The 21,665-nt window shown below is 61.7% G+C and carries 22 protein-coding genes and 1 pseudogene; 15 read left to right on the top strand and 8 right to left on the bottom strand.

The features are described 5' to 3' along the window. Positions 1-77: 77 nt before the first annotated feature. Together ACW9JC_RS19460 and ACW9JC_RS19455 are read left to right on the top strand one after the other, a co-directional pair. Positions 78-1,265: an acyl-CoA dehydrogenase family protein gene (locus tag ACW9JC_RS19460; protein WP_457456913.1), complete on the top strand. Its 1,188-nt coding sequence runs from the start codon at positions 78-80 to the stop codon at positions 1,263-1,265. A 24-nt stretch (positions 1,266-1,289) separates the two neighbouring features. After that, positions 1,290-2,393, top strand: a complete 1,104-nt coding sequence (locus ACW9JC_RS19455; protein ID WP_338582152.1) for a sigma-54 interaction domain-containing protein — start codon at positions 1,290-1,292, stop codon at positions 2,391-2,393. A 141-nt stretch (positions 2,394-2,534) separates the two neighbouring features. Here ACW9JC_RS19455 and ACW9JC_RS19450 read toward each other — a convergent pair whose 3' ends face one another. From ACW9JC_RS19450 to ACW9JC_RS19440, 3 genes are all read right to left on the bottom strand, one after another. Beyond that, positions 2,535-3,305 (bottom strand): MetQ/NlpA family ABC transporter substrate-binding protein, encoded by a 771-nt coding sequence (locus ACW9JC_RS19450; protein ID WP_457456911.1) that lies wholly within the window; start codon positions 3,303-3,305, stop codon positions 2,535-2,537. 77 nt (positions 3,306-3,382) lie between these two features. Further along, a complete protein-coding gene (locus ACW9JC_RS19445) occupies positions 3,383-4,048 on the bottom strand; it encodes a methionine ABC transporter permease (RefSeq protein ID WP_416130029.1) in 666 nt (221 codons plus the stop codon). Positions 4,049-4,050: 2 nt separating this feature from the next. After that, a complete protein-coding gene (locus ACW9JC_RS19440; RefSeq protein WP_457456909.1) occupies positions 4,051-5,274 on the bottom strand; it encodes an SfnB family sulfur acquisition oxidoreductase in 1,224 nt (407 codons plus the stop codon). 336 nt (positions 5,275-5,610) lie between these two features. Between ACW9JC_RS19440 and ACW9JC_RS19435 the strand changes: the two genes are divergently transcribed. From ACW9JC_RS19435 to ACW9JC_RS19390, 10 genes and pseudogenes are all read left to right on the top strand, one after another. Next, positions 5,611-6,069 carry a VOC family protein gene (locus ACW9JC_RS19435; protein ID WP_338582156.1) on the top strand — a complete coding sequence of 153 codons (459 nt, stop codon included), beginning with the start codon at positions 5,611-5,613 and terminating at the stop codon, positions 6,067-6,069. Between the two features lie 159 nt (positions 6,070-6,228). Then, positions 6,229-7,104 (top strand): alpha/beta fold hydrolase, encoded by an 876-nt coding sequence (locus ACW9JC_RS19430; RefSeq protein ID WP_457456906.1) that lies wholly within the window; start codon positions 6,229-6,231, stop codon positions 7,102-7,104. A gap of 204 nt (positions 7,105-7,308) precedes the next feature. After that, on the top strand, positions 7,309-8,508 hold the full coding sequence (locus tag ACW9JC_RS19425) for a PepSY-associated TM helix domain-containing protein (RefSeq protein WP_416130025.1): 1,200 nt from the start codon (positions 7,309-7,311) through the stop codon (positions 8,506-8,508). Next, a complete protein-coding gene (locus ACW9JC_RS19420) occupies positions 8,505-9,047 on the top strand; it encodes a thiamine pyrophosphate-binding protein (protein ID WP_457456904.1) in 543 nt (180 codons plus the stop codon). The genes ACW9JC_RS19425 and ACW9JC_RS19420 overlap by 4 nt, the downstream gene beginning before the upstream one ends. Further along, on the top strand, positions 9,044-9,373 hold the full coding sequence (locus ACW9JC_RS19415; protein WP_457456902.1) for a hypothetical protein: 330 nt from the start codon (positions 9,044-9,046) through the stop codon (positions 9,371-9,373). The genes ACW9JC_RS19420 and ACW9JC_RS19415 overlap by 4 nt, the downstream gene beginning before the upstream one ends. Continuing rightward, the gene (locus ACW9JC_RS19410; protein WP_457456900.1) at positions 9,370-9,942 is read left to right on the top strand and encodes a DUF6162 family protein; all 573 of its coding nucleotides are present in this window, start codon (positions 9,370-9,372) and stop codon (positions 9,940-9,942) included. The genes ACW9JC_RS19415 and ACW9JC_RS19410 overlap by 4 nt, the downstream gene beginning before the upstream one ends. 35 nt (positions 9,943-9,977) lie before the next feature. Next, entirely contained in the window at positions 9,978-10,904 is a 927-nt protein-coding gene (locus ACW9JC_RS19405; RefSeq protein ID WP_338582162.1) for a metal ABC transporter substrate-binding protein, read from the top strand. Between the two features lie 103 nt (positions 10,905-11,007). Continuing rightward, positions 11,008-11,746: pseudogene (locus ACW9JC_RS19400) on the top strand (metal ABC transporter ATP-binding protein). Then, positions 11,746-12,645, top strand: a complete 900-nt coding sequence (locus ACW9JC_RS19395; protein ID WP_416130020.1) for a metal ABC transporter permease — start codon at positions 11,746-11,748, stop codon at positions 12,643-12,645. The pseudogene ACW9JC_RS19400 and the gene ACW9JC_RS19395 overlap by 1 nt, the downstream one beginning before the upstream one ends. Next, positions 12,646-13,545, top strand: a complete 900-nt coding sequence (locus ACW9JC_RS19390; RefSeq protein ID WP_457456897.1) for a metal ABC transporter substrate-binding protein — start codon at positions 12,646-12,648, stop codon at positions 13,543-13,545. It abuts the gene before it with no gap. Positions 13,546-13,758: 213 nt separating this feature from the next. Here the strand turns inward: ACW9JC_RS19390 and ACW9JC_RS19385 are convergent, their stop codons facing one another. The 5 genes from ACW9JC_RS19385 to ACW9JC_RS19365 form a co-directional block, all read right to left on the bottom strand. After that, positions 13,759-13,983, bottom strand: a complete 225-nt coding sequence (locus ACW9JC_RS19385; protein WP_150703736.1) for an MbtH family protein — start codon at positions 13,981-13,983, stop codon at positions 13,759-13,761. An 81-nt stretch (positions 13,984-14,064) separates the two neighbouring features. Beyond that, complete coding sequence (locus ACW9JC_RS19380; protein ID WP_457456895.1) at positions 14,065-15,471, bottom strand: diaminobutyrate--2-oxoglutarate transaminase; 1,407 nt, start codon at positions 15,469-15,471, stop codon at positions 14,065-14,067. A gap of 57 nt (positions 15,472-15,528) precedes the next feature. Then, positions 15,529-16,011 carry a GNAT family N-acetyltransferase gene (locus ACW9JC_RS19375; RefSeq protein WP_457456893.1) on the bottom strand — a complete coding sequence of 161 codons (483 nt, stop codon included), beginning with the start codon at positions 16,009-16,011 and terminating at the stop codon, positions 15,529-15,531. A 120-nt stretch (positions 16,012-16,131) separates the two neighbouring features. Further along, positions 16,132-17,457: an ATP-binding protein gene (locus tag ACW9JC_RS19370; protein WP_457456891.1), complete on the bottom strand. Its 1,326-nt coding sequence runs from the start codon at positions 17,455-17,457 to the stop codon at positions 16,132-16,134. Further along, positions 17,454-18,134: a response regulator gene (locus ACW9JC_RS19365; protein ID WP_095196723.1), complete on the bottom strand. Its 681-nt coding sequence runs from the start codon at positions 18,132-18,134 to the stop codon at positions 17,454-17,456. The genes ACW9JC_RS19370 and ACW9JC_RS19365 overlap by 4 nt, the downstream gene beginning before the upstream one ends. Before the next feature lie 153 nt (positions 18,135-18,287). On the opposite strand from ACW9JC_RS19365, the gene dsbD reads away from it, so the two are divergent. The 3 genes from dsbD to dsbG are packed head-to-tail and all read left to right on the top strand — an operon-like array spanning position 18,288 to position 21,621. Further along, the gene (dsbD, locus tag ACW9JC_RS19360; protein WP_457456889.1) at positions 18,288-20,024 is read left to right on the top strand and encodes a protein-disulfide reductase DsbD; all 1,737 of its coding nucleotides are present in this window, start codon (positions 18,288-18,290) and stop codon (positions 20,022-20,024) included. Continuing rightward, positions 20,024-20,878, top strand: a complete 855-nt coding sequence (locus ACW9JC_RS19355) for a TlpA disulfide reductase family protein (RefSeq protein ID WP_338582170.1) — start codon at positions 20,024-20,026, stop codon at positions 20,876-20,878. Before dsbD ends, ACW9JC_RS19355 begins: the two co-directional genes overlap by 1 nt. Next, entirely contained in the window at positions 20,854-21,621 is a 768-nt protein-coding gene (dsbG, locus tag ACW9JC_RS19350; protein WP_457456886.1) for a thiol:disulfide interchange protein DsbG, read from the top strand. Before ACW9JC_RS19355 ends, dsbG begins: the two co-directional genes overlap by 25 nt. Positions 21,622-21,665: the final 44 nt, after the last annotated feature.

Below are 21,665 nucleotides of genomic sequence, written 5' to 3'. Positions count from 1 at the left end.
ACGGATAAGTATCTTTAAAGTCAAAAGTTCGCAGCCTTCGGCAGCTCCTACAGGGTCCGTTCAATAAGGAAACCCGCGTGACTGCCAAGCCGCACAGCGCCCTGATATCCCCGCTGCAAACCGCCCGCCATTTGGCGGCGGAGTTTGCCTTGACCGCCGTCGAGCGCGACGAGCGTGGCGGTACACCCAAGGCCGAGCGTGACGCCCTGCGCCACAGCGGTCTGCTCGCCTTGAGCATTCCCACCCAGTTGGGCGGCCTCGGCGCCAGTTGGAGTGAAACCCTGACCGTTGTGCGCGAGTTCGCCAAGGTCGACAGTTCGATTGCCCATGTATTCGGCTTTCATCACCTGATGCTTGCCACCGTGCGCCTGTTCGCCCGGCCGGAACAATGGCAGCCGTGGTTTGAACAGACCGCGCGCAAGAACTGGTTCTGGGGCAACGCCCTCAACCCGCTCGACACCCGCACCGTGGTGAAAAAACTCGGCGGCTGGCGTGAGTTTTCCGGCAAGAAAAGTTTCTGCTCCGGCGCCAGCGATTCGCAAATGCTGATCGCCTCGGCGGTGGACGAAAGTGCCGGCGGCAAGCTGTTGATCGCCGCAATCCCCAGCGGGCGCAGCGGCATCACCCTGCACAACGACTGGAACAACATGGGCCAGCGCCAGACCGACAGCGGCAGTGCCACGTTCGAACGGGTACGGGTCGAAGAGTCGGAACTGCTGCTCGATCCGGGTCCGTTGAGTACACCGTTCGCCTGTCTGCGCCCGCTGATCGCCCAGCTCACGTTCACCCATATGTTCCTCGGTATCGCCGAAGGCGCCTTCGAAGAAGCGCGGCAATACACGCTGACCGAAACCCGGCCGTGGCATAAATCCACCGCTCAGGATGTGTCCCAGGACCCTTATGTACTCGGCCACTACGGCGAATTCTGGGTGGCCCTCGAGGGTGTGCGGCTGCTGGTGGAACGGGCCGCCGAACTGCTCGACAAGGCCTGGGCCAAAGGTCCGAACCTCAGCGCTGAAGAGCGCGGCCATCTGGCCACCGCTATCGCCACGGCCAAGGTCGCGGCCACGCGCAATGGTCTTGAGTTGTGTAGCCGCTTGTTCGAAGTGACCGGCGCGCGCTCGACCCACGCATCACTGCGACTGGACCGCCACTGGCGCAACCTGCGTACGCAAACCCTGCATGACCCGGTGGATTACAAACTCCACGAGCTGGGTGACTGGGCGCTGAACCAGGCCCTGCCGATTCCGACTTTCTATTCATAGCTTTCCAATCAAGGAGCGTGCCCCATGCAACTGCTGACCTTACCGCCCTCGCCCGCTCTGGCCACGTCGATCCGCGCCACAGCTCAGGTATTCGAAGACCCGAAATCCCAGGCCTTGCTCGCGCATCTGCAACAGGTCGCGCCGAGCGAAGCGAGTGTGCTGATCATTGGCGAAACCGGCACTGGCAAAGAGCTGGTGGCGCGACATATCCACAACCTCAGCGCCCGCCGCAACCGGCCGTTCGTGGCGGTGAACTGCGGCGCGTTCTCCGAATCCCTGGTCGAGGCCGAGTTGTTCGGCCATGAAAAAGGCGCGTTTACCGGCGCGTTGAGTGCCAAGGCCGGCTGGTTCGAAGAGGCCGACGGCGGCACCTTGTTCCTCGATGAAATCGGCGATTTGCCAATGGCGATCCAGGTCAAGTTGCTGCGTGTGTTGCAGGAACGCGAAGTGGTGCGCCTGGGCTCGCGCAAGAGCATCCCGATTGATGTGCGGGTACTCGCGGCGACCAACGTGCAACTGGAGAAAGCCATCAACGCCGGGCATTTCCGCGAAGACCTGTATTACCGGCTCGACGTGGTCAGCCTGGAACTCAGCCCGCTGCGTGACCGGCCGGGCGACATCCTGCCGCTGACCCGTCACTTCATCGACGCCTACAGCCAGCGCCTTGGCTACGGCAGCATCACCATCAGTAAAGAAGCCGAGCTGAAACTGCGCAGCTACAGTTGGCCGGGCAATATCCGCGAGCTGGAAAACGTCATTCACCACACGCTGTTGATTTGCCGCAACGGCGTGATCGAACGCGATGACCTGCGCCTGTCGAACATGCGCATCGAGCGTCAGGACGACTATCACGCGCAGGTCGACGACTCCGCCGAAGCGCTGCTGGATCGGGCCTTTCAAAAGCTTTTCGAACAACAGGCCGGTGCGCTGCACGAGAAAGTCGAAGATGCGTTGCTGCGCGCCGCCTATCGTTTCAGCCATTACAACCAGGTGCACACCGCCGCGCTGTTGGGGCTGAGCCGCAACGTCACGCGCACACGCCTGATCAAGATCGGCGAGCTGGCAGTGAACAAACGCCGGCCTACGGAAAACGTGCAGGGCGAGCGCTTGATGCAGCTGTCGATTTAACCCATCGAGCCTGACTCGAAATAGGTGGCGCGGCCATCGCTGGCAAGCCAGCTCCCACAGGATTGTGCGTTTTCCAAGACGCACACAAAACCTGTGGGAGCCTGGCTTGCCAGCGATGGCGTCCTCAAGATCAACCGAAGCTTAGAACCCCGGCGCAATCTGCCCTTTGTAGCGGGTCAGGATGAACTGCCGCACTTCATCGGAGTTCAACGCCTTGGCCAGTTTCTGCAAACCCGGGTCGTTGATGTTATCGGGACGCGCTACGAGGAACTCGATGTACAGGCTCTTGCCCTTCTCGACGATCAGCGCACTGTTGGTGTCGATCCCGGCTTCCAGCGCGTAGTTGGCGAATACGAACGCCAGGTCCACCTGACTGACCGAACGCGCCAGCAGCGCACCTTCCAGCTCACGAATTTTCAGGTGTTTCGGGTTTTCGATGATGTCGCGCTGGGTCGCCAGCGTATTACTCGGGTCCTTGAGTTTGATCAAACCCGCCTCATGCAGCAGCACCAACGCACGACCGGTGTTCACCGGGTCGTTGGGGATCGACACGGTCGCACCGTCCTTCAGCTCGGAGATGTTTTTGATCTTGGTCGAGTAAGCGCCGAACGGTTCGATGTGCACGCCGACCACCGGCACCAGATCGGTGTGGCGGGTCTTGTTGTAGTCATCGAGAAATGGCCGGTACTGGTAATAGTTGGCGTCGAGATTTTTCAACGCCAACTGCTGGTTGGGCTGGATGAAATCGGTGAAGACCTTGATGTCCAGGTCCACGCCTTCCTTGGCCAAAGTCGGTTTGACGAATTCAAGGATTTCCGCGTGCGGCACCGGGGTGGCGCCGACCGTGAGTTTTTCATTGGCGTGAACGCTCAACGAAATCAGTGCAGCCAAAACGGCCAGGGTCTTTTTCATGGGTTGCTCCAAGGCAGATCAAGTGGCCGTCGTGGGGCGGACGTGGGGCCGGTTTTTTTTGGTTTAGAACTGAATGTTTATCGGTGGCTGTAACGCGCTACCAGTCGGTCGCCGCTCATTTGCAGGGCCTGGACCAGGATCAACAACAGCACCACCGTGACCACCATCACGTCGGTCTGGAAGCGCTGATAGCCGTAGCGAATTGCCAGGTCGCCCAGCCCGCCGCCGCCAATCACGCCGGCCATCGCCGTGTAATCGACCAGCACGATCGCAGTCACCGTCACCGCCGCCAGCAACCCTCCCCGGGCTTCAGGCAGCAAGGTGTAGCGGATGATTTGCCAGGTGTTGGCGCCCATCGCCTGGGTCGCTTCCACCACGCCGCGATCGACTTCGCGCAGCGCGGTTTCCACCAGCCGCGCGAAGAACGGCGTGCAGCCCACCACCAGCGGCGGAATGGTGCCCGGAACGCCCAGCGAGGTGCCCACCAGCAACGTGGTCAGAGGTATCAGCACAATCAGCAAAATGATGAACGGCAACGAACGCAGCATGTTGACGATCACCGACAACACCCGATAAATCCCGACGGCTTCATGCAACTGGCGTTTGCCGGTGAGGAACAGCAACACGCCCAGCGGCAATCCCAGAAGCACAGTAAAACCGAGGGCCGCGCCGAGCATGCTCAGCGTGTCGAGGCAGGCCTGGCCGATGTCGGCCCAGTAAATGTTCTTGAACAATTCGGCCATGATCACGACCAGTCATGACGCGGCGGTTTCACGCCGTTGAGCAGCCAGTTGCCGACCACGTGGTATTTCCAGCGCACCGGGTCGTGCAAGGTGTGGACCCGTGCGTTGCGCCAGTGGCGGTCGAAGTTGTGCTTGCGTAACGTGGAACGGGTGCCGCCGAGTTCGAACAGTTTGTTGGTCGCTTCGATGGCGATTTCGGTGGTCAACACTTTGGCCTTGGCCACGGCCAGTGAAGCGCGGGCAACGTTGTCTTCATCCGGTGCCGGACGCGCCGCATCCAGCGCATGACCGGCCCGTTCCAGCAAGGCTTCGGCGGCTTCCAGTCGAATCTCGAGGCCGCCGACCTGAATGATGGTCAGCGGATCTTCGCTGGCTTTTTCCACACCCGCATCGATCCACGGCCGGGCGAATTGCTGAACGAAAGCGATGGTGTCGCGCAGGGCCGCACGTGCGATGCCGGCGTCAATGGCGGCGGTGGTCAATTGGGCGAACGGGCCGGCCAGGGTCGGGCTTTCATAGGAGCGATAGGTCGGGAACAGGTTGAACGCCGGAACATGCAGATCCTCGGCCAACACGGTGCCGCTGGACGTGGTGCGCTGGCCGATGCTGTCCCAGTCGTCGACGATCACCAGCCCTTGGGTGCCGCGCTCGACGAAGGCCAACTGGCCCTTCTGCTCTTCGTCCAGCGCCAGCACTGCCAGCCAGTGCGCATACAGCGAACCGGTGCAGTAGCCCTTGCGGCCGTTGATCACATGGCCGTCGCCGTAACGGCGAATGGTGGTCTGAATGTCCTGCACGTTCTTGCCACCGGTCTCCGACAAGGCGTTGGCGAAGCGGTGACCTTGCAAGGCCAGCTCAAAGAAATGCGCCTGCTGCTCCGGCGTGCCTTGGAGGCGAATGTCTTCCAGCAGGCAGTAGTGGTTTTGCGGAATCTGTCCCAGGGATGGATCGGCCGCCGAGATGATCGCGATGACCTGCGCCAGCACCGCAGAGGAGACCTGCGCGCCACCGAACGCTTTGGGCACGGTGATGCCCCACAGGCCGCTGTTGGAAAACAGATCGACGATTTCGGCGGGCACCAGGCGCGAACGGTCGCGTTCGGCGTCCTGCTCCAGCAGGATCGCGGCGACACGCTCGGCCACTTGCAGGGCTTCGGCTCCGTCAGCGATCCGGTGGGCGGACGGACGGTTGATCGGATAAACGGCAGATTCGGGCAAGGCAGACATACAAGACTCTCGGTATCGGTAATACCTGAGTGATTGCAGCTTCTGTGCCTGACTGCGCGGGCCAGTGTTTACGGGGATTTCGGCGGTGTTTCGAGGGTTTGATGATGCTCAGGCCAGACAATCTGTTGCTTCACTGTTGATGGCTGAACAGTGGCATGAACAACAGAATTAACCCTGTAGGAGCTGCCGAAGGCTGCGATCTTTTGTGAACTTGAAGAATGCTTAAGATCAAAATCAAAAGATCGTCCGAACGCGGCCCGAGCCTTCGGCAGCTCCTACACTTATTGGTCCTGCTTGAAAGCAGTGAATTCACAACAAGAACAGGGAGAAACCATCATGAGCGTTAAACCCATTCCAGAGGGTTATCACAGCATCACCCCGTACCTGGGCATCGCAAAAGCCGGCGAAGCCATCGAGTTCTACAAAAAAGCCTTCGGCGCCATCGAAGTCATGCGCCTGTCCATGCCCGACGGCGGTATCGGCCACGCCGAACTGCGCATCGGCGACTGCCCGATCATGCTCGGCACACCGTGCGATCAAGGGCCGTTGAGCAATCCGGACAACTCGCCTTCGGTCGGTCTGCATTTATATGTGACCGATGTGGACAAGTCTTACAAACAGGCGATCGCGGCAGGTGGCACCGTGGTGTCGGAGGTCAAGGATCAGTTTTATGGCGACCGCTCCGGGACTTTGAAGGATCCGTATGGACATCTGTGGTTTTTGGCCACGCGGAAAGAGGATCTGACTCAGGAGCAGATTGAGCAGCGGGCCAAGGAGATGTTTCAGCAGGGTTGAGATCTTCAGGGTTTGATAAACCGCCATCGCGAGCAGGCTCGCTCCTACAATGATGGCGGTCTATCAAACACACTTCATGAACAATCACACCACACTTCACGCCTTGCCCTCACGCCGCAACACTTTCAGGATGCATCTAATCAGAACAAGGAGGCACTCATGTTTGCCGGATTCCTGAAAGACCAGCGCCGCGTCAACGGTGTGGATATCGCCTACCGCATCGGCGGCAGCGGGCCGGGCCTGTTGCTGTTGCACGGGCACCCGCAGACCCACGTCATCTGGCACAAGGTCGCCGAACAACTGGCCGAGCATTTCACCGTGGTCGCCGCCGACTTGCGCGGCTACGGCGACAGCAGCAAGCCGTCCGCCGATGATCTGCACGCGAATTATTCCAAACGGGAAATGGCCAAGGACAACGTCGAGCTGATGCAGGCCTTGGGGTTCGACCGTTTCTCGGTGTTGGCCCACGACCGTGGCGCCCGCGTCGCCCATCGCCTGGCGCTGGATCATGCCGATGTCGTGCAACGCATGGTGTTGCTCGATATCGCGCCAACCCTGGCGATGTATTCGCAAACCAACGAAGCCTTTGCCCGTGCGTACTGGCACTGGTTCTTCCTGATCCGCCCGGCGCCATTGCCGGAAACCTTGATCGACGCCGATCCCGAGGCTTATCTGCGCAGCGTGATGGGCAGTCGCAGTGCCGGACTCAAACCGTTTACCGAGCAAGCCTTCGGCGAATACCTGCGCTGCCTGAAACTGCCGGGCGCCGCCCGTGGCATCTGTGAGGATTACCGGGCCAGCGCCAGCATCGATCTGCAACATGACCGCGCCGACATCGATGCCGGCCATCATCTGAGCCTGCCGTTGCTGGTGTTATGGGGCGCCGAAGGCACGGTCGGGCGCTGTTTCGAGCCGCTCAAGGAATGGCAGCAAGTCGCCACCGATGTCCGTGGCAAAGCGTTGCCCGCCGGGCATTACATCGCCGAAGAAGCCCCTGAACTGCTGCTTGCCGAAGTGCTGGGTTTCCTGCGCTGATCGCGGCACCGCGCAGGCCAGCATCGGCCTGCGCGGAACACGAAACATTTTCTTTCATATCGCCCTTCGGGATTTCGGATGCTCATCCGTCCTATATAGATGCAGTCCTTTCGCGTAGGCAAAAGCCACGACTGGACTTTTATCGACCTCATCGCTGCGAAGCCCGTAGTAGAGGCCTTTTCATCGATATAAGACGCCCTGACCATGTCGAAGAAATCCCGCTCTAAACTCTGGTTCCTGGTTCATAGCTGGCTGGCGCTGCCCATCTGGTTTTTCGTCCTGATCGTCTGCGTGACCGGCACATTGGCGGTAGTCAGCCAGGAAATCGTCTGGCTGGCCAACCCGCAAATGCGCGCCAGCCAGCCGTCGGACGATGCGCCGCGGCTCAATTACGACCAGATCCTCTCCGCCATCAAGAAGGCCGAGCCCGACATCATTGTCGACAGCATCAGCCGTCCCGACGAATCGCACTTTGCGCTGGATGTCAGCGTCACCTACCCCGACGGGCGTGCGCTGACGGTCTACGTCAACCCGTATACAGGCGCCATTCAAGGCCCCGCTCCGCAATTCAACTTCCAGGCATTCACCCGCGCGCTGCATGGCTGGTGGCTAGTGCCGTTCACCAATGGCTACAGCTGGGGCTGGTATCTGGTGTCGTTCCTCAGCCTGCCGCTGCTGGCCTCGCTGGTGACCGGGCTGGTGGTGTACAAGCGTTTCTGGAAAGGTTTCCTGCGCCCGACCCTGCGCATTCGCCATGGCGCACGGATTTTCTGGGGTGATTTCCACCGTCTCAGCGGCATCTGGTCGATCTGGTTCATCGCGGTGATTTCCATCACCAGCACCTGGTTCCTGATTCAGGCCTTCATGTTCGACAATCAGATCACCATCTCCACCGCACCGGTGGCTGCCGTGGTCCCGCGTGAAAGCGTGCCGCTCACCGCCGATGGTTCAGCGGCGCCGATGATCAGCCTGGAAGCTGCGATCCGCGAAGCCAAGGAACGCATTCCCGGTCTCGACGAGAGTTTTGTCAGCATGCCGGCCAACGCCTACAGCTACCTGTCGGTGGGTGGGCGCAGTTGGTATCCGCTGATGTTCCAGACCGCGGACATCAACCCGTACACCGGCGACGTTGCCGCCACGCGCTTGCTATCCGACCGCTCGGGCCTGGAGTTCGTGACCGAGTCCATGCGTCCGCTGCACACCGGTGATTTCGGCGGTATCTGGATCAAGCTGATCTGGTTCTTCTTCGGCCTGCTGCTGAGCATGATGGTGCTCAGCGGTCTGTTGATCTGGACCAAGCGCACTGCCCTGGCGACGGCCAACGCCCTCAAGCGCAGCAACAAACGCCCGCGCAACGAAAATGTCCCGGCGACCAGCCATGAAACCACGGAGGTCAGCCAATGAGCCTGTTCGCTGCGGAAAAACCAGGGTCAAAGCTGAGCCGTTTCTGGCACAAATGGCGTTTCCACATCAACGTTCTGCTGTTGCTGGTGCCGCTGGGCTTCATGCCCAAGTATTTCGCCGATGCCGCGCTGTTCCGTGGCGATACCGGGTTGGGCGAGCGGGAAATCGGTGAAGTGCAGGTCGGCCCGTGGAGCGTGCGCCTGGCCGAGTTGCGCAATGAAGCGCCGCGCCTCGATGGCCCCGCCGGCTACATGAAAAGTTTCAACGCCGCCCTCTGCAACAGCTGCCGCGAGCAGGTCAAGGCGACTTACCTGCGCATCGGCAAGCCGCGCAGCCTGCGCGCCGCCGGGGTGATTTTCTTCGGCACGCCGTACCGCATGGGCGCGATGTTGCCGATCCCGGAAAAAACCAAAACCGACGCCGAACTGTGGATAACCATGGAAGGCTGGGACGGCTCCATGCATCAGGCATCCGTTCCTCTGAGCCAGGCCTCCCCCGCCACCCTCGCCTGGTTGACCACTCAAGGAGGCAAACCATGATCAACGTTATCCGCCCTCTCAGCGCCGCGGTGCTGGTGCTCTGCGCCGCTTTCAGCACCAGCGCCCTGGCCCACAACCCGATGTGCGAATGCAAGGCCATCGACGCCGAGCAGATCAAGTGCACTGGCGGTTTCTCCGACGGCAGCGGCGCACCGGGCGTGACCCTGGATGTGATCGGCTACGACGAAACCATCCTGGTGCCGGGCAAGCTCGGCGCCGACTCCACCCTGACTTTCAAGAAGCCCGGCGCCGAGTTTTATGTGCTGTTCGACGCAGGCCCCGGCCACGTGGTCGAAATCGACCAAGCGGACATTGAAGCCCCATGAGTACGCCAACCACGCAAGTCGTCCGCCCGGCCGGTGCCGGCCATGAAACCCTTTACGTATTGCTGTTGTGCCTGATGATCCTGGCGGTGGCCGGTTCGGTGGTCGCCTGGCGCAGCGAGTCTCAGGAAGTGAGCAGCGTCAACAGCCATCAACTGGATGCCCGCCGCGACCTCAGCGCTTCCGAGCAAGGCATCTACGCCGATTTGCGCGTGACGCTGGACGAGATTCACCTCCTACGCCAGGAACAGCAAACCCTGCCGACACCAGCAACCCTCGCCGATGAAGGCTTTGCGCCGTTTGCCCAGGACGCCAGCTCCGTCAGCCGTGGCGCTCATGTCTGGCAATTGCTCGACACCAAGGCTTACTTCGGCCAGAGCCAGACCGCCAGCGTGGCCGGCTCGTTCCTGATGCGTTTGACCGCAGAAGATGACGCCCCGGACATCTGGCTCAACCGCGCCATCGACCTCAAGGCCCCGGCCGACCTCAGCGACGCCGCGCTTGAAAGTGCTGGCTGGCAGCAGATCGTCGCGCAATTCGATGCCGGCGTGACCCGCCAGCACCGACACTGAACCCTCGCCTTCACCCGAGAGAAGACCGCTTTCCCATGCCTATTTCATCTCTACGCTCTGTTCTGCGCCTGACACTGGTCGGCCTGCTGGCCTGCCTGCTGACACCCCTGGCCAGCGCCGACGAGGCCAAGCGCCTGCGCATCGGCATCACCCTGCACCCTTATTACAGCTACGTAGCCAACATCGTCGGCGACAAGGCCGAAGTGGTGCCGCTGATTCCGGCCGGTTTCAACCCACATGCCTACGAACCTCGGGCCGAGGACATCAAGCGTATCAGCGGCCTGGACGTGATCGTGCTCAACGGCGTCGGGCATGACGACTTCGCCGACCGCATGATCGCCGCCAGCGAAACGCCGAACGTGCCGGTCATCGAAGCCAACGAAAACGTACCGCTGCTGGCCGCCACCGGCGTTGCCGCACGCGGCGCCGGCAAGGTGGTGAACCCGCACACCTTCCTGTCGATCAGTGCCTCGATTGCCCAGGTCAACAACATCGCCCGTGAACTGGGCAAACTAGATCCGGCCAACGCCAAGACCTACACCGAGAACGCCCGCGCCTACGGCAAACGCCTGCGCAAGATGCGCGCCGACGCCCTGGCCAAACTGACCGAGGCACCGAACGCCGAACTGCGGGTGGCGACGGTGCACGCCGCCTACGACTACCTGCTGCGCGAATTTGGCCTGGAAGTGACGGCCGTGGTCGAACCGGCCCATGGCATCGAGCCGAGTCCGAGCCAGTTGAAAAAGACCATCGACCAACTGCGTGAACTGGACGTGAAGGTGATCTTCTCGGAGATGGATTTCCCATCCACGTACGTCGACACCATCCAGCGTGAATCCGGAGTGAAGCTGTATCCGCTGTCGCACATTTCCTACGGCGAATACACCGCCGACAAGTACGAAAAGGAAATGACCGGCAACCTCAACACGGTGGTCCGGGCGATTCAGGAGTCGGGTAAATGACCTCGAAAGAAACCATCCTGGCCGATGCAGAATCCCCTGTGGGAGCGAGCTTGCTCGCGAAGGCGTCCAGTCAGGCGGCATCATCATTGAATGACACACCGCAATCGCGAGCAGGCTCGCTCCTACAGGGTGTGGGACCGACGCTGGATTTTGCGGAGGTCAGCCTGACTCTCGGTCGCACGACGATCCTCGACAAGGTCACCTTTCAGGTTCAACCCGGCAGCGTGCACGCACTGGTCGGCCCCAACGGTGGCGGCAAGAGTTCGCTGATCAAGACTTTGCTGGGGCAGATGCCGCATCAGGGCCGCCTGAGCCTGCAATGGCCGAGCGAACCGGGGACCATCGGCTACGTGCCGCAAGCCCTGGAGTTCGATCGCGGCCTGCCGATGACCGTCGACGATTTCATGGCCGCCATGTGCCAGCGACGCCCGGCTTTCCTGGGTTTGAGCAAGCACTACGCAGGGGCAATCGGCGAGGCCCTGGAGCGGGTCGGCATGCAAGACAAACGCAAGCGGCGCATGGGCGCGCTGTCCGGCGGCGAACGTCAGCGCGTGTTGTTGGCGCAAGGGCTGATTCCAGCACCGCAATTGCTGGTGCTGGATGAGCCGATGTCGGCCCTCGATGAAGCCGGGATTCGGGTGTTCGAGCGTTTGCTCGGCGACTGGCGCGCGGCGGGCATCACCGTGCTGTGGATCGAGCACGATCTGGAAGCCGTCGGGCGTCTGGCCGATCACGTTACCGGCCTCAATCGCCGGGTGCTGTTCGACGCCACGCCGAAACTGGCATTGACGCCGGATCGTCTGCTGACGCTGTTTTCGACCCATCCACGGAGCGCTGCCTGATGAGTTACGAAGCCTTTCGTTTGATGGTCCAAGGCTGGGCCTCTGCGGGTTACCTGCCTGAAGCGCTGGCGTATGGATTTGTGGTCAACGCGCTGCTCGCAGGGTTGTTGATCGGTCCGGTGCTGGGCGGTTTGGGCACGCTGGTGGTGGTCAAGCGCTTCGCGTTTTTCTCCGAAGCGGTGGGTCACGCAGCGTTGACTGGCGTGGCCATCGGCATTCTGCTCGGCGAACCCTACACCGGCCCTTATGGCAGCCTGTTCGGTTACTGCCTGTTGTTCGGCATCCTGCTCAACTACCTGCGCAACCGCACCGGCCTGGCGCCGGACACTTTGATCGGCGTGTTCCTCTCGGTGTCCCTGGCACTGGGTGCGAGTCTGCTGCTGATTCTGGCGGGCAAGATCAACGTGCACATTCTGGAAAACGTGCTGTTCGGTTCGGTGCTGACGGTCAACGGCAATGACCTGCTGGTGCTGGCCATCGTCGGCTCGCTGGTGATGGCCCTGGCCTTGCCGCTGTACAACCGCATCATGCTCGCCAGTTTCAACCCGCAACTGGCGGCGGTGCGCGGCGTGGCGGTGAAGTCGCTGGATTATCTGTTCGTGATTCTGGTGACGCTGATCACCGTTGCCGCGGTGAAAGTCATCGGCGCGATCCTGGTCGGTGCACTGCTGGTGATTCCAGCCGCAGCGGCGCGTTTGCTCAGCCAATCGTTGAAAGGCTTTTTCTGGTGCTCGGTACTGATCGCCACGGTCAGCACGCTGTGCGGGATTCTCGCGCCGATCGTCTTCGACCTGCCGATTCCGTCCGGTGCCGCGATCATTCTGGTGGCCGGTATCGCCTTCGCCCTGTCCGCCATTGCGCGCGGCGTCGTCCCCAGCCTGAAAGGGAACCTTGGATAAATGACTTTTTCTCTACGCCAGTTAACCCTGGCGGTCGCCCTGTGCGGGCTGGCCACAACGTCCTTCGCCGCTGACAACAGCAAGCCGCTGCGTGTACTGGCCTCGTTGCCGATCACCTACGGTTTGGGCGAAGTCCTGCTCAAAGGCACCGACGTCAAACTTGAACGCGCCGCACCGGACAATCTGCCCGGAAGCCGTCAGACCGCCTACTTCACCGGCCGAGGCGCCCCGGCGCTGGCCAAACTGGCGACCGACGCCGACGCGGTGATCGGCTTGCGCTCGCTGTGGCCGGATGATCCGCTGTACCCGATCTCGCGGCGCAGCAACATCCGCATCATCGAAGTCGACGCCGCCCGCCCCGTGGACGGCGCCCTGCCCGGCATCGCCGTGCAGCCTGACAACAAGGTCGACGGTTTGAACAGTCAGCCGTGGCTCGCCAGCAACAACATGGGGCGAATGGCGGACGTGATGGCGGCGGACCTGGTGCGCCTCGCGCCCACGGCCAAGCCTGCGATCGAGGCCAATCTGGCGACTTTGAAACAGCGTTTGCTCAAGCTCAGTGCTGACAGCGAGGCGCGTCTGGCTGCTGCCGACAACCTTAGCGTGATGAGCCTGAGCGATCACTTCGGCTACCTGATTGGCGGTCTCAATCTTGAGCTGGTTGGCCTGGATGCACGGCCGGATGCCGAGTGGACGCCTGAGGCGCTGAAGGCATTGGCTACGACGCTCAAGGACAATGACGTGGCCGTGGTGCTGCACCATCGCCAGCCTTCCGATGCAGTAAAAGCGGTGATCGCTGAGGCCGGGAGTCGGTTGGTGGTGTTGAGTGTCGACGCGGCTGATCCGGTGGCCGAACTGGAGGGGGATGTGGATTTGGTGATCAAGGGGTTGAGTGGCTGACCACCGTAGCCCCTGTGGGAGCCAGCCTGCTGGCGATGGCGATGTAGGAGCTGCCGAAGGCTCGGGCCGCGTTCGGACGATCTTTTGATCTTGGTTCTAAGAACAAATCAAAAGATCGCAGCCTCGTTGCACTCGACAGCTCCTACAGGGATTACCCGCTACAAAAAGCCCGCTGACCGTCACCAGTCCAGCGGGCTTTTTTAGCGCAGATGTTTAGTGAGCAACAGCCTGCTCGTCCATCTTCTGGCGCAAGCTCAGCGGACGCATGTCAGTCCAGGTTTCCTCGATGTAAGCCAGGCATTCTTTCTTCAGGCCGCTCTTGCCCACGGTGCGCCAGCCTTCCGGCACGGCCTTGTAGTCGGGCCAGATCGAGTATTGCTCTTCGTGGTTGACCACGACCTGAAAGAGGATGTCCTCGCGGTCGAATACTGACGTCATGCTGTCTCTCCATCACTGTAGGGTGGGCTGCACGCTGCGTGCAGCCGCTATGTAGAAGGAACGTTCCGGGGCCTGGAAAATTTACAGGCCGGTGGTCGCGGCGGCCAACGCCCGGCCGAAAATCTCGGCGACGCGGTCGATTTCTGCGGCGGTAATCACCAGTGGCGGCAGGAAACGCACCACCGCGCCGTGACGGCCACCGAGCTCCAGGATCAAGCCACGCTTGAGGCATTCGCGCTGCACCAGCGGCGCCAGACGCGCAAACACTGGCGGATGACCCTGAGCGTCCAGTGCACCAGTCGGGTCGACCAGTTCGACGCCGAGCATCAGACCGCGACCGCGAATGTCGCCCAGTTGCGGGAAATCCCGCTGCAGGATGCGCAAGTGTTCGCTCAAGCGCTCGCCCATGGCGGCGGCGTGTTCGCACACCTTGTGCTCGACCAGATAACGCATCACCGCCGAGCCGGCGGCCATGGCCATTTGGTTGCCACGGAAGGTCCCGGCGTGGGCGCCCGGCAGCCAGGTGTCGAGCCAGTCGCGATAGACCACCACCGCCAGCGGCAGGCTGCCGCCGATAGCCTTGGACATCACCACCACATCAGGAATGATCCCCGCGTGCTCGAAGGCGAACATCTTGCCGGTGCGGGCGAAACCGCTCTGGATCTCGTCAACGATCAGCGCCACGCCGGCCTTTTCGGTGATCCGGCGCAAACCGCGCAACCAGTCCAGATCCGCCGGGATCACCCCGCCTTCGCCCTGCACCACTTCCACGATCACCGCTGCCGGCAATTGCACGCCGGCCTCGGGATCGTTGAGCAGGTTTTCCAGATAATTCAGGTTGGCCTTGACCCCTTGCGCGCCGCCCAATCCGAACGGGCAACGATAATCGTAGGGGTACGGCATGAACTGCACGCCGCTGCTGAGCAACGCGCCCAAGGGCTTTTTCGGCCCCAGGCTGCCCATCAGGCTGAGCGCGCCCTGGCTCATGCCGTGATAACCGCCCTGGAACGACAACACGGTGCTGCGGCCGGTGGCGGTGCGCACCAGTTTCAGCGCGGCTTCCACTGCGTCGGTGCCGGTCGGGCCGCAGAACTGGATCTTGGCTTCTGCGGCCAGTGCTGGCGGCAACAGGCCAAACAGATCCTGGACGAACTGATCCTTGACCGGCGTCGTCAGGTCCAGGGTATGCAGCGGCAATTCATCAGCCAGCACCTGCTGAATGGCTTCGATCACCACCGGGTGGTTATGCCCCAGGGCCAGGGTGCCGGCGCCGGCCAGGCAGTCGATGAACGTGCGACCTTCAACGTCTTCGACATGAATGCCCTTGGCACGCTTGAGCGCCAGGGGAATGCGTCGCGGATAGCTGCGAGCATTGGATTCCTGCCGGCTCTGACGGGCCAGCAACGGCGATTCATTGAACTGATACAGCGTCTCGGTCGGCGCGACCCGGGCCGGCTGATCTTCGATAAGGCTGGTAGCGACTGACATCTCTCGACCCCTCAATAAGGTTTTCCTGTTCTGGAAACGCATCAGGGGCTCGGCGATTTAGACCTCAGGCAAGGCTTTATACATGGGGATGGCATGAAGTCCCGCCACCGCGAATGTTTCTGCGCACACCCGATAACCCAGTCGCCGATAAAAGGCTTCACCGGTGCGTGTGCTGTTGAGTCGGGACTGGCGCAAACCCTGGTTGATCAGCCAGCCTTCAAGATCATGCACCAGCGCTTGCCCGGCACCGCGGCGAAACCACTCCGGCTGCACGTAACAGAACGCCACTTTGCCGCTGACCGAAGCCATGGCGACGCCCACCGGTTTGTCCTGCAACAGGGCGATGTTGAGGTACAACCGTTGGTCGTTGAGCCAGGGCAGGATGTGTTCGACGGTGTTGTTGTGGGTCCAGGCAGCAACGGTTTGCGGATCGTTGCGGTGGTCGAGCGCACAGCCGACGCGAATGGAGCGCTCGATGATGCGGCTGATGATGCCGGCGTCGGCCGGGGTTGCCTTGCAGGTGTGTACGGATGCTTCCATGACGCGGTCACCTCAATCCGTTGAGTGTGAGGAACGATAGTCGTGGGCGGTCCGGGCGGCCAATGGAGAGAAGTTACAGATGATGTGCGATCTGGCTTCATGTAGGGGTTTGGGAGTTGGTCAGACCGGTTGCAACGGCATTGTCAGTTCAACCCGCAACCCGTCCGGCCGGCTGTCGAAATGCAGCGTGCAACCACAGCGCTGGACGATGGCCTGGACAATCGCCAAGCCGAGACCACAACCGGTGCTCTGGCCGTTGCGCCAGAAGCGTTGGGTCAAATGTTGCAGGTCATCTTCGGCAATGCCCGGCCCGTGATCGCGCACCACGAACTGCACGCGGTTGCCGGTAGTTTGCAGGCTCAGTTCCACCAGACCCTCGCCGGGTGTATGGCGCAAGGCGTTATCCAGCAAGTTGCGCAGCGCGGCAATCGACAGCACGGCGGGCATTTTGACCGGTGCCTGAGACACCTTGGCCGGCGGTTGAAACTTGATGCGCTGGCGATCACCGCCGGCCGTATCCTGAATCGCCAGTTTCGCCACTTGCTCAGCGCTGCATTGCACGCCATCGTCGAACGACAGACTGCCCTCGACTCGCGCCAGCAACAGCAATTGCTCAAGGGTCCGGTGCAAGCGATCGGCGCCCTCTTCGGCCCGGGCAAGGGATTGATCCCGCGCCGCGCCATCGGTCATGCGCGCCACTTGCAGGTGGGTCTTGATTGCGGTCAGCGGACTGCGCAATTCGTGGGCGGCGTCACCGGTCAGCCGACGTTCGCGCTCGATGGTCTTGCCGATGCGCTGGAACAACTGGTTTTGCGTTTCAAGCAACGGTTGCAGTTCGCTGGGCAACGGCTGAACCTGCAAGGGCTCCAGCGAGTCGGGACTGCGACGCATCAAGGCATCGCGCATGCGATTGAGCGGCGCCAGCCCCTGGCCAATCCCCAGCCACAGCAGGCACAGACAACCGAGCAATGCCACACCCACCGGCACCGAAGCGGCCAGCAGGATCGACATGTTCAACGCCTCACGCTCGATTTGCCGATCCGCCGTGGTGATGCGCAGATCACCCCGGGCCAAGGTGAAACTGCGCCACGGCGCGCCGTCGATCATCTGATCGTGGAAACCCATTTTCTCGGCTTCCAGGGTTTGCCCCGGATCGCTGTGGCTACGGGCGAGAATTTCCCCGCGCAACGAGCTGACCTGACACGCCATGCCCCCGGGAATGTTCAACTGTTCGGCGCTGAAATGCGTGCCCTCGCCCTTGTTCGGCAACGGCGGCAGTTGCTCCATCAACCCGGCGACCATCCGCGCCGACGCCACCAGGCGCTGGTCGAGGGAAAACATCATTTGGTTGCGCAGGTCGCTGAGCATCCAGGCCGCAGCCAGCGCCCAGATCAGCGCAAACGCGGCGCCGAGCGTCAGGCTCAGGCGCAAACGCAAACTCATCACTTCGATTGTTCTCCGCCATCAGCCGGCCCCAGGCGATAGCCCAGGCCGCGCACGGTCTCGACAATGCCGTTGCCGAGTTTGCGCCGCAGGTGATGGATGTGGACGTTGAGGGCGTTGCTCTCCAATTCGTCGTTGAAACCGTAGACGCTGTCCTTGAGTTGCTCGGTGGACAACACCCGACCACGGTTATGCAGCAGCGCTTGTAGCAGCGACTGTTCGCGGCGCGAGAGGTCGACCGGCTGACCGGCGAGCGTGGTTTCGCGACTGCTCGGGTCGTAAGTCAAAGCGCCATGTTCGATCAGGTTGACACTGCGCCCCGCCACCCGTCGCAGCAGGGTGTGCAGGCGCGCAGCCAGTTCACGCAGGTCGAAAGGCTTGAGCAGGTAGTCGTCGGCACCGGCCTGCAAACCGTCGACGCGGTCGGTCACCGAGTCCCGGGCCGTGAGGATCAGCACCGGCAGTTCCAGACCGTTATGGCGCAATTGCTGCAACAACTTGAGACCGTCTTCGTCGGGCAAGCCGAGGTCGAGCACCATGACGTCGAACTCCGCCACCTTGAGCATCGCCCGCGCAGCAGATGCCGTGGCCACATGTTCCACGGTCAGACCTTGAGCGGTCAGGCCGGCGACGATGCCGCTGGCGATCAACTCATCGTCTTCACAAACCAGTACGTGCATGGAGAGCCTCGTGTAAATAATGCTGATTAGGCCGCTGACCGATTAAGCCGACATTATGCCGCAAGCGTCACTGCAACAAGGCCGCCACGGTTAATCATCGGTTAATCGCCGCCGCCCATTGTGCAGCTCACTTGCAAAGGATAAGGCTTTTCCATGCGTCAGCTGTTTCTACTCGTCGCCCTGCTGTTCTCCAGCCTGACCCAGGCCGGAAGCAATCCGTTCGAGACCAAACCCGATTTTCTGCCCGTCGACAAAGCGTTTGTTTTCACCTCTGAACGTCTGGATTCCGGAGAAACCCAGCTCTTTTGGCAGATTGCCGACGGCTATTACCTGTATCAGAAGCGGCTGAAATTCGACGGTTTGCCTGCCGATCAGCACCCTGCGCTGCCGCAAGGCGAATCCCACAGCGACGAGTTTTTCGGTGAGCAGCAGGTTTATCGTCAAGGCCTGGAACTGAAGATTCCCGCCGGCGCCAGCGGTAAGGTCAACGTGAGTTATCAGGGCTGTGCCGACGCCGGTTTGTGTTATCCACCGCAAACCAAAGTCGTAGATCTGGGCAGCGCCATTGCGTCCGGTACGACGAATGAAGCGCCCGACCAAGCCCTGGCCAGCAACCTGCAACAACGTGCGCTGGGCTGGAGCTTGTTGGTGTTCTTCGGTCTTGGCCTGTTGCTGGCCTTCACACCTTGCTCGTTGCCGATGTTGCCGATTCTGGCCGGATTGATTGTCGGCAGCGGCGCTTCGCCCAAACGCGGTTTGGCGCTGGCCGGCAGTTACGTGGTGAGCATGGCGCTGGTGTATGCGGCGATGGGCGTGTTGGCGGCTTCCCTGGGGGCGAACCTGCAAGCCTGGTTGCAAAACCCTTGGCTGCTGGGCAGTTTCGCCGCAGTTTTCGTGCTGCTGGCGTTGCCGATGTTCGGCTTCTTCGAGCTGCAATTGCCGGTGGCGGTGCGTGATCGCCTGGAAAACGTCTCGCGCAATCAGCGCGGCGGCAGCCTGATCGGTGCGGGTGTGCTGGGCGCCTTGTCCGGCTTGCTGGTCGGTCCGTGCATGACCGCGCCGCTGGCCGGCGCCCTGCTCTACATCGCGCAGAGTGGTAACGCGTTGCATGGCGGGCTGATCCTGTTCGCCATGGGCATCGGCATCGGTGTGCCGCTGCTGTTGCTGGTGACCGTCGGCAATCGCTTCATGCCCAAACCCGGCGCCTGGATGAACCTGGTCAAAGGCATTTTCGGCTTCCTGTTCCTCGCGACCGCGTTGCTGATGCTGCGCCCGGTGCTGGATGAATCGTTGTGGCTCGGCCTGTGCGGCGCGTTGCTGCTGATCGCGGCCTACAGCGCCTGGAAGCAATCGGACGGTTTTGGTCGCGTGGCGCATCTGTTCGGTGCCACGTCGTTGCTGCTCGGTTTGTGGGGCAGTCTGTTGATGATCGGCGCGGCGGGCGGCAGTGATGATCTGTTCAAGCCGCTGCAGGTTTACCGCGCGTCAAACACGGCGGTTGCGGCTGTCCCGGTCGGTCACGACGCCTTCACCACCATCAAGGACCCGCAAGCACTGCAACGGGAACTCGATGCGGCGCAAGCGCAGGGCCAGTGGGTGTTGCTGGACTACTACGCCGACTGGTGCGTGTCGTGCAAGGTCATGGAAAAACAGGTGTTCGGCAAAACCAAAGTGCTCGAAGCCTTGAGCGATGTGCGCTTGCTCCGACTAGACGTCACCGCCGACAATGCCGCCAGTCGTGAACTGCTCGGCCGTTATAAAGTGCCGGGGCCACCGAGCCTGTTGTGGATCGGTGCCGACGGCGTCGAGCGTCGCAGCCAGCGCATCACCGGTGAGGTCGATGCCGACACGTTCCTGCAACGCTGGACCACCACCCGAGACGCCCGTTAATGCTGACTTTTACCCTCGGCACCTTTGCCATCGCGCTTAACCACCTGCTGCTGATCAGTGCATTGGCACTGGCGACGTTCGTCGGTTGGCGGGTGGCCAAGCGCGGGGGAGAAAACCCCGAGTCGGTGCTGTTCAGCCTGTTCCTGATCGGCATGCTCGCGGCGCGGATCGGTTTCGTCGCGGTTTACTGGAGCCACTATCGCAGTGATCCCTGGCAGGTCATCGACCTGCGCGACGGCGGTTTCCTCGCCTGGCCGGGGGTGATCGCGCTGGTGCTCGCCACCGTGTACCGAGGCTGGCGTCGCCCAGGTCTGCGTCGTCCGTTGGGCTTTGGCGTGGCCAGCGGCCTGGCGTTCTGGCTGCTGGCAACGTTCTCCCTGAGCATTTATGAGCAAGGCACGCGCCTGCCGGAAATCACCCTGCGCAATGCGGCCGGTGAAACCGTGCAACTGGCCGACTACAAGGGCGGCCCGCTGGTGATCAATCTGTGGGCCACCTGGTGTCCGCCGTGTCGCCGGGAAATGCCGGTGCTGGAAAACGCCCAGCAACAACGTCCCGATTTGACCTTCCTGTTCGTCAATCAGGCCGAAAGCATGCAAAGCGTCGCCACGTTTCTGGAAACCCAGGGCCTGAGCCTGTCCAACGTGCTGTTCGACGGCGGTGGTCGTTTGGGCCAGGCCGTCGGTTCCATGGCATTGCCGACTACGCTGTTCTATAGCCCCGACGGTCGCCTGCTGGGCAGCCATCTGGGCGAACTGTCGCAAGCCAGCCTGGCCCGAGCCCTGGAAAATTTCGACAACGTACCTGCCACCTCTTCAAGGAAACTGCCATGCCCCGCCTCCGCCACCTGCTGACCCTGAGCCTGGGTGCCGCCCTGCTGCATCTGCCATCGGTGCAGGCCGAAGAGTTGCCCGAGGCGATCAAGAAGATCGAAGCCAAAGGCGCGAAGATCGTCGGTCAATTCGATGCCCCGGATGGCTTGCGTGGTTACGCCGCGCAATACCAGAACCGTGGCATGGCGCTGTACCTGACGCCGGACGGCAAGCACGTGCTGCTGGGTAGTCTGTACGATGCCGAAGGCAACGACCTGAGCAGCGCACCGTTGCAAAAACTGGTGTACGCGCCGATGGCCAAGGAAGTCTGGGGCAAGATGGAAGCGAGCAACTGGATCGCCGACGGCAACAAGGATGCACCGCGCATCGTCTACATGTTCAGCGATCCGAACTGCCCTTACTGCAACATGTTCTGGGAGCAGGCGCGGCCATGGGTCAAGGCCGGCAAGGTGCAACTGCGCCACATCATGGTCGGCATCATCCGCGAAGACAGCCCCGGCAAGTCCGCCGCCCTGCTCGCCGCCAAAGACCCGCAAAAAGCCCTGCAAGACCATGAAGCGGCCGGCAAGGGCAGCTCGCTCAAGGCCTTGAAAGATGTGCCGCCGGCGATCCAGGCGAAACTCGCGGCCAACATGCAGTTGATGGAAGACCTTGAATTGCAGGCCACCCCGGCGATTTTCTACATGGACAGCAAGGGTGAGCTGCAACAGCAGCAAGGCGCGCCGTCGCCGGACAAGTTGGCGAAGATTCTTGGGCCGAAGTGATTTCATTGACCTCATCGCGAGCAAGCTCGCTCCCACAGGGATAT

This window comes from Pseudomonas sp. SDO5591_S426 (assembly GCF_054070755.1).
The sequence above is the reverse complement of the archived record's forward strand: the minus strand, read 5'-3'. Positions and strand labels throughout refer to the sequence as shown.

Excerpts from the sequence above, each read along its gene's own strand:
- ACW9JC_RS19355 (WP_338582170.1), top strand. The coding sequence starts at position 20,024 with ATGCTGACTTTTACCCTCGGCACCTTTGCCATCGCGCTTAACCACCTG.
- ACW9JC_RS19455 (WP_338582152.1), top strand. The coding sequence starts at position 1,290 with ATGCAACTGCTGACCTTACCGCCCTCGCCCGCTCTGGCCACGTCGATC.
- ACW9JC_RS19395 (WP_416130020.1), top strand. The coding sequence starts at position 11,746 with ATGAGTTACGAAGCCTTTCGTTTGATGGTCCAAGGCTGGGCCTCTGCG.
- ACW9JC_RS19415 (WP_457456902.1), top strand. The coding sequence starts at position 9,044 with ATGATCAACGTTATCCGCCCTCTCAGCGCCGCGGTGCTGGTGCTCTGC.
- ACW9JC_RS19365 (WP_095196723.1), bottom strand. The coding sequence starts at position 18,134 with ATGCACGTACTGGTTTGTGAAGACGATGAGTTGATCGCCAGCGGCATC.
- ACW9JC_RS19375 (WP_457456893.1), bottom strand. The coding sequence starts at position 16,011 with ATGGAAGCATCCGTACACACCTGCAAGGCAACCCCGGCCGACGCCGGC.
- dsbD (WP_457456889.1), top strand. The coding sequence starts at position 18,288 with ATGCGTCAGCTGTTTCTACTCGTCGCCCTGCTGTTCTCCAGCCTGACC.
- dsbG (WP_457456886.1), top strand. The coding sequence starts at position 20,854 with ATGCCCCGCCTCCGCCACCTGCTGACCCTGAGCCTGGGTGCCGCCCTG.
- ACW9JC_RS19380 (WP_457456895.1), bottom strand. The coding sequence starts at position 15,471 with ATGTCAGTCGCTACCAGCCTTATCGAAGATCAGCCGGCCCGGGTCGCG.
- ACW9JC_RS19390 (WP_457456897.1), top strand. The coding sequence starts at position 12,646 with ATGACTTTTTCTCTACGCCAGTTAACCCTGGCGGTCGCCCTGTGCGGG.
- ACW9JC_RS19405 (WP_338582162.1), top strand. The coding sequence starts at position 9,978 with ATGCCTATTTCATCTCTACGCTCTGTTCTGCGCCTGACACTGGTCGGC.
- ACW9JC_RS19420 (WP_457456904.1), top strand. The coding sequence starts at position 8,505 with ATGAGCCTGTTCGCTGCGGAAAAACCAGGGTCAAAGCTGAGCCGTTTC.
- ACW9JC_RS19430 (WP_457456906.1), top strand. The coding sequence starts at position 6,229 with ATGTTTGCCGGATTCCTGAAAGACCAGCGCCGCGTCAACGGTGTGGAT.
- ACW9JC_RS19450 (WP_457456911.1), bottom strand. The coding sequence starts at position 3,305 with ATGAAAAAGACCCTGGCCGTTTTGGCTGCACTGATTTCGTTGAGCGTT.
- ACW9JC_RS19435 (WP_338582156.1), top strand. The coding sequence starts at position 5,611 with ATGAGCGTTAAACCCATTCCAGAGGGTTATCACAGCATCACCCCGTAC.
- ACW9JC_RS19410 (WP_457456900.1), top strand. The coding sequence starts at position 9,370 with ATGAGTACGCCAACCACGCAAGTCGTCCGCCCGGCCGGTGCCGGCCAT.
- ACW9JC_RS19440 (WP_457456909.1), bottom strand. The coding sequence starts at position 5,274 with ATGTCTGCCTTGCCCGAATCTGCCGTTTATCCGATCAACCGTCCGTCC.
- ACW9JC_RS19385 (WP_150703736.1), bottom strand. The coding sequence starts at position 13,983 with ATGACGTCAGTATTCGACCGCGAGGACATCCTCTTTCAGGTCGTGGTC.
- ACW9JC_RS19445 (WP_416130029.1), bottom strand. The coding sequence starts at position 4,048 with ATGGCCGAATTGTTCAAGAACATTTACTGGGCCGACATCGGCCAGGCC.
- ACW9JC_RS19425 (WP_416130025.1), top strand. The coding sequence starts at position 7,309 with ATGTCGAAGAAATCCCGCTCTAAACTCTGGTTCCTGGTTCATAGCTGG.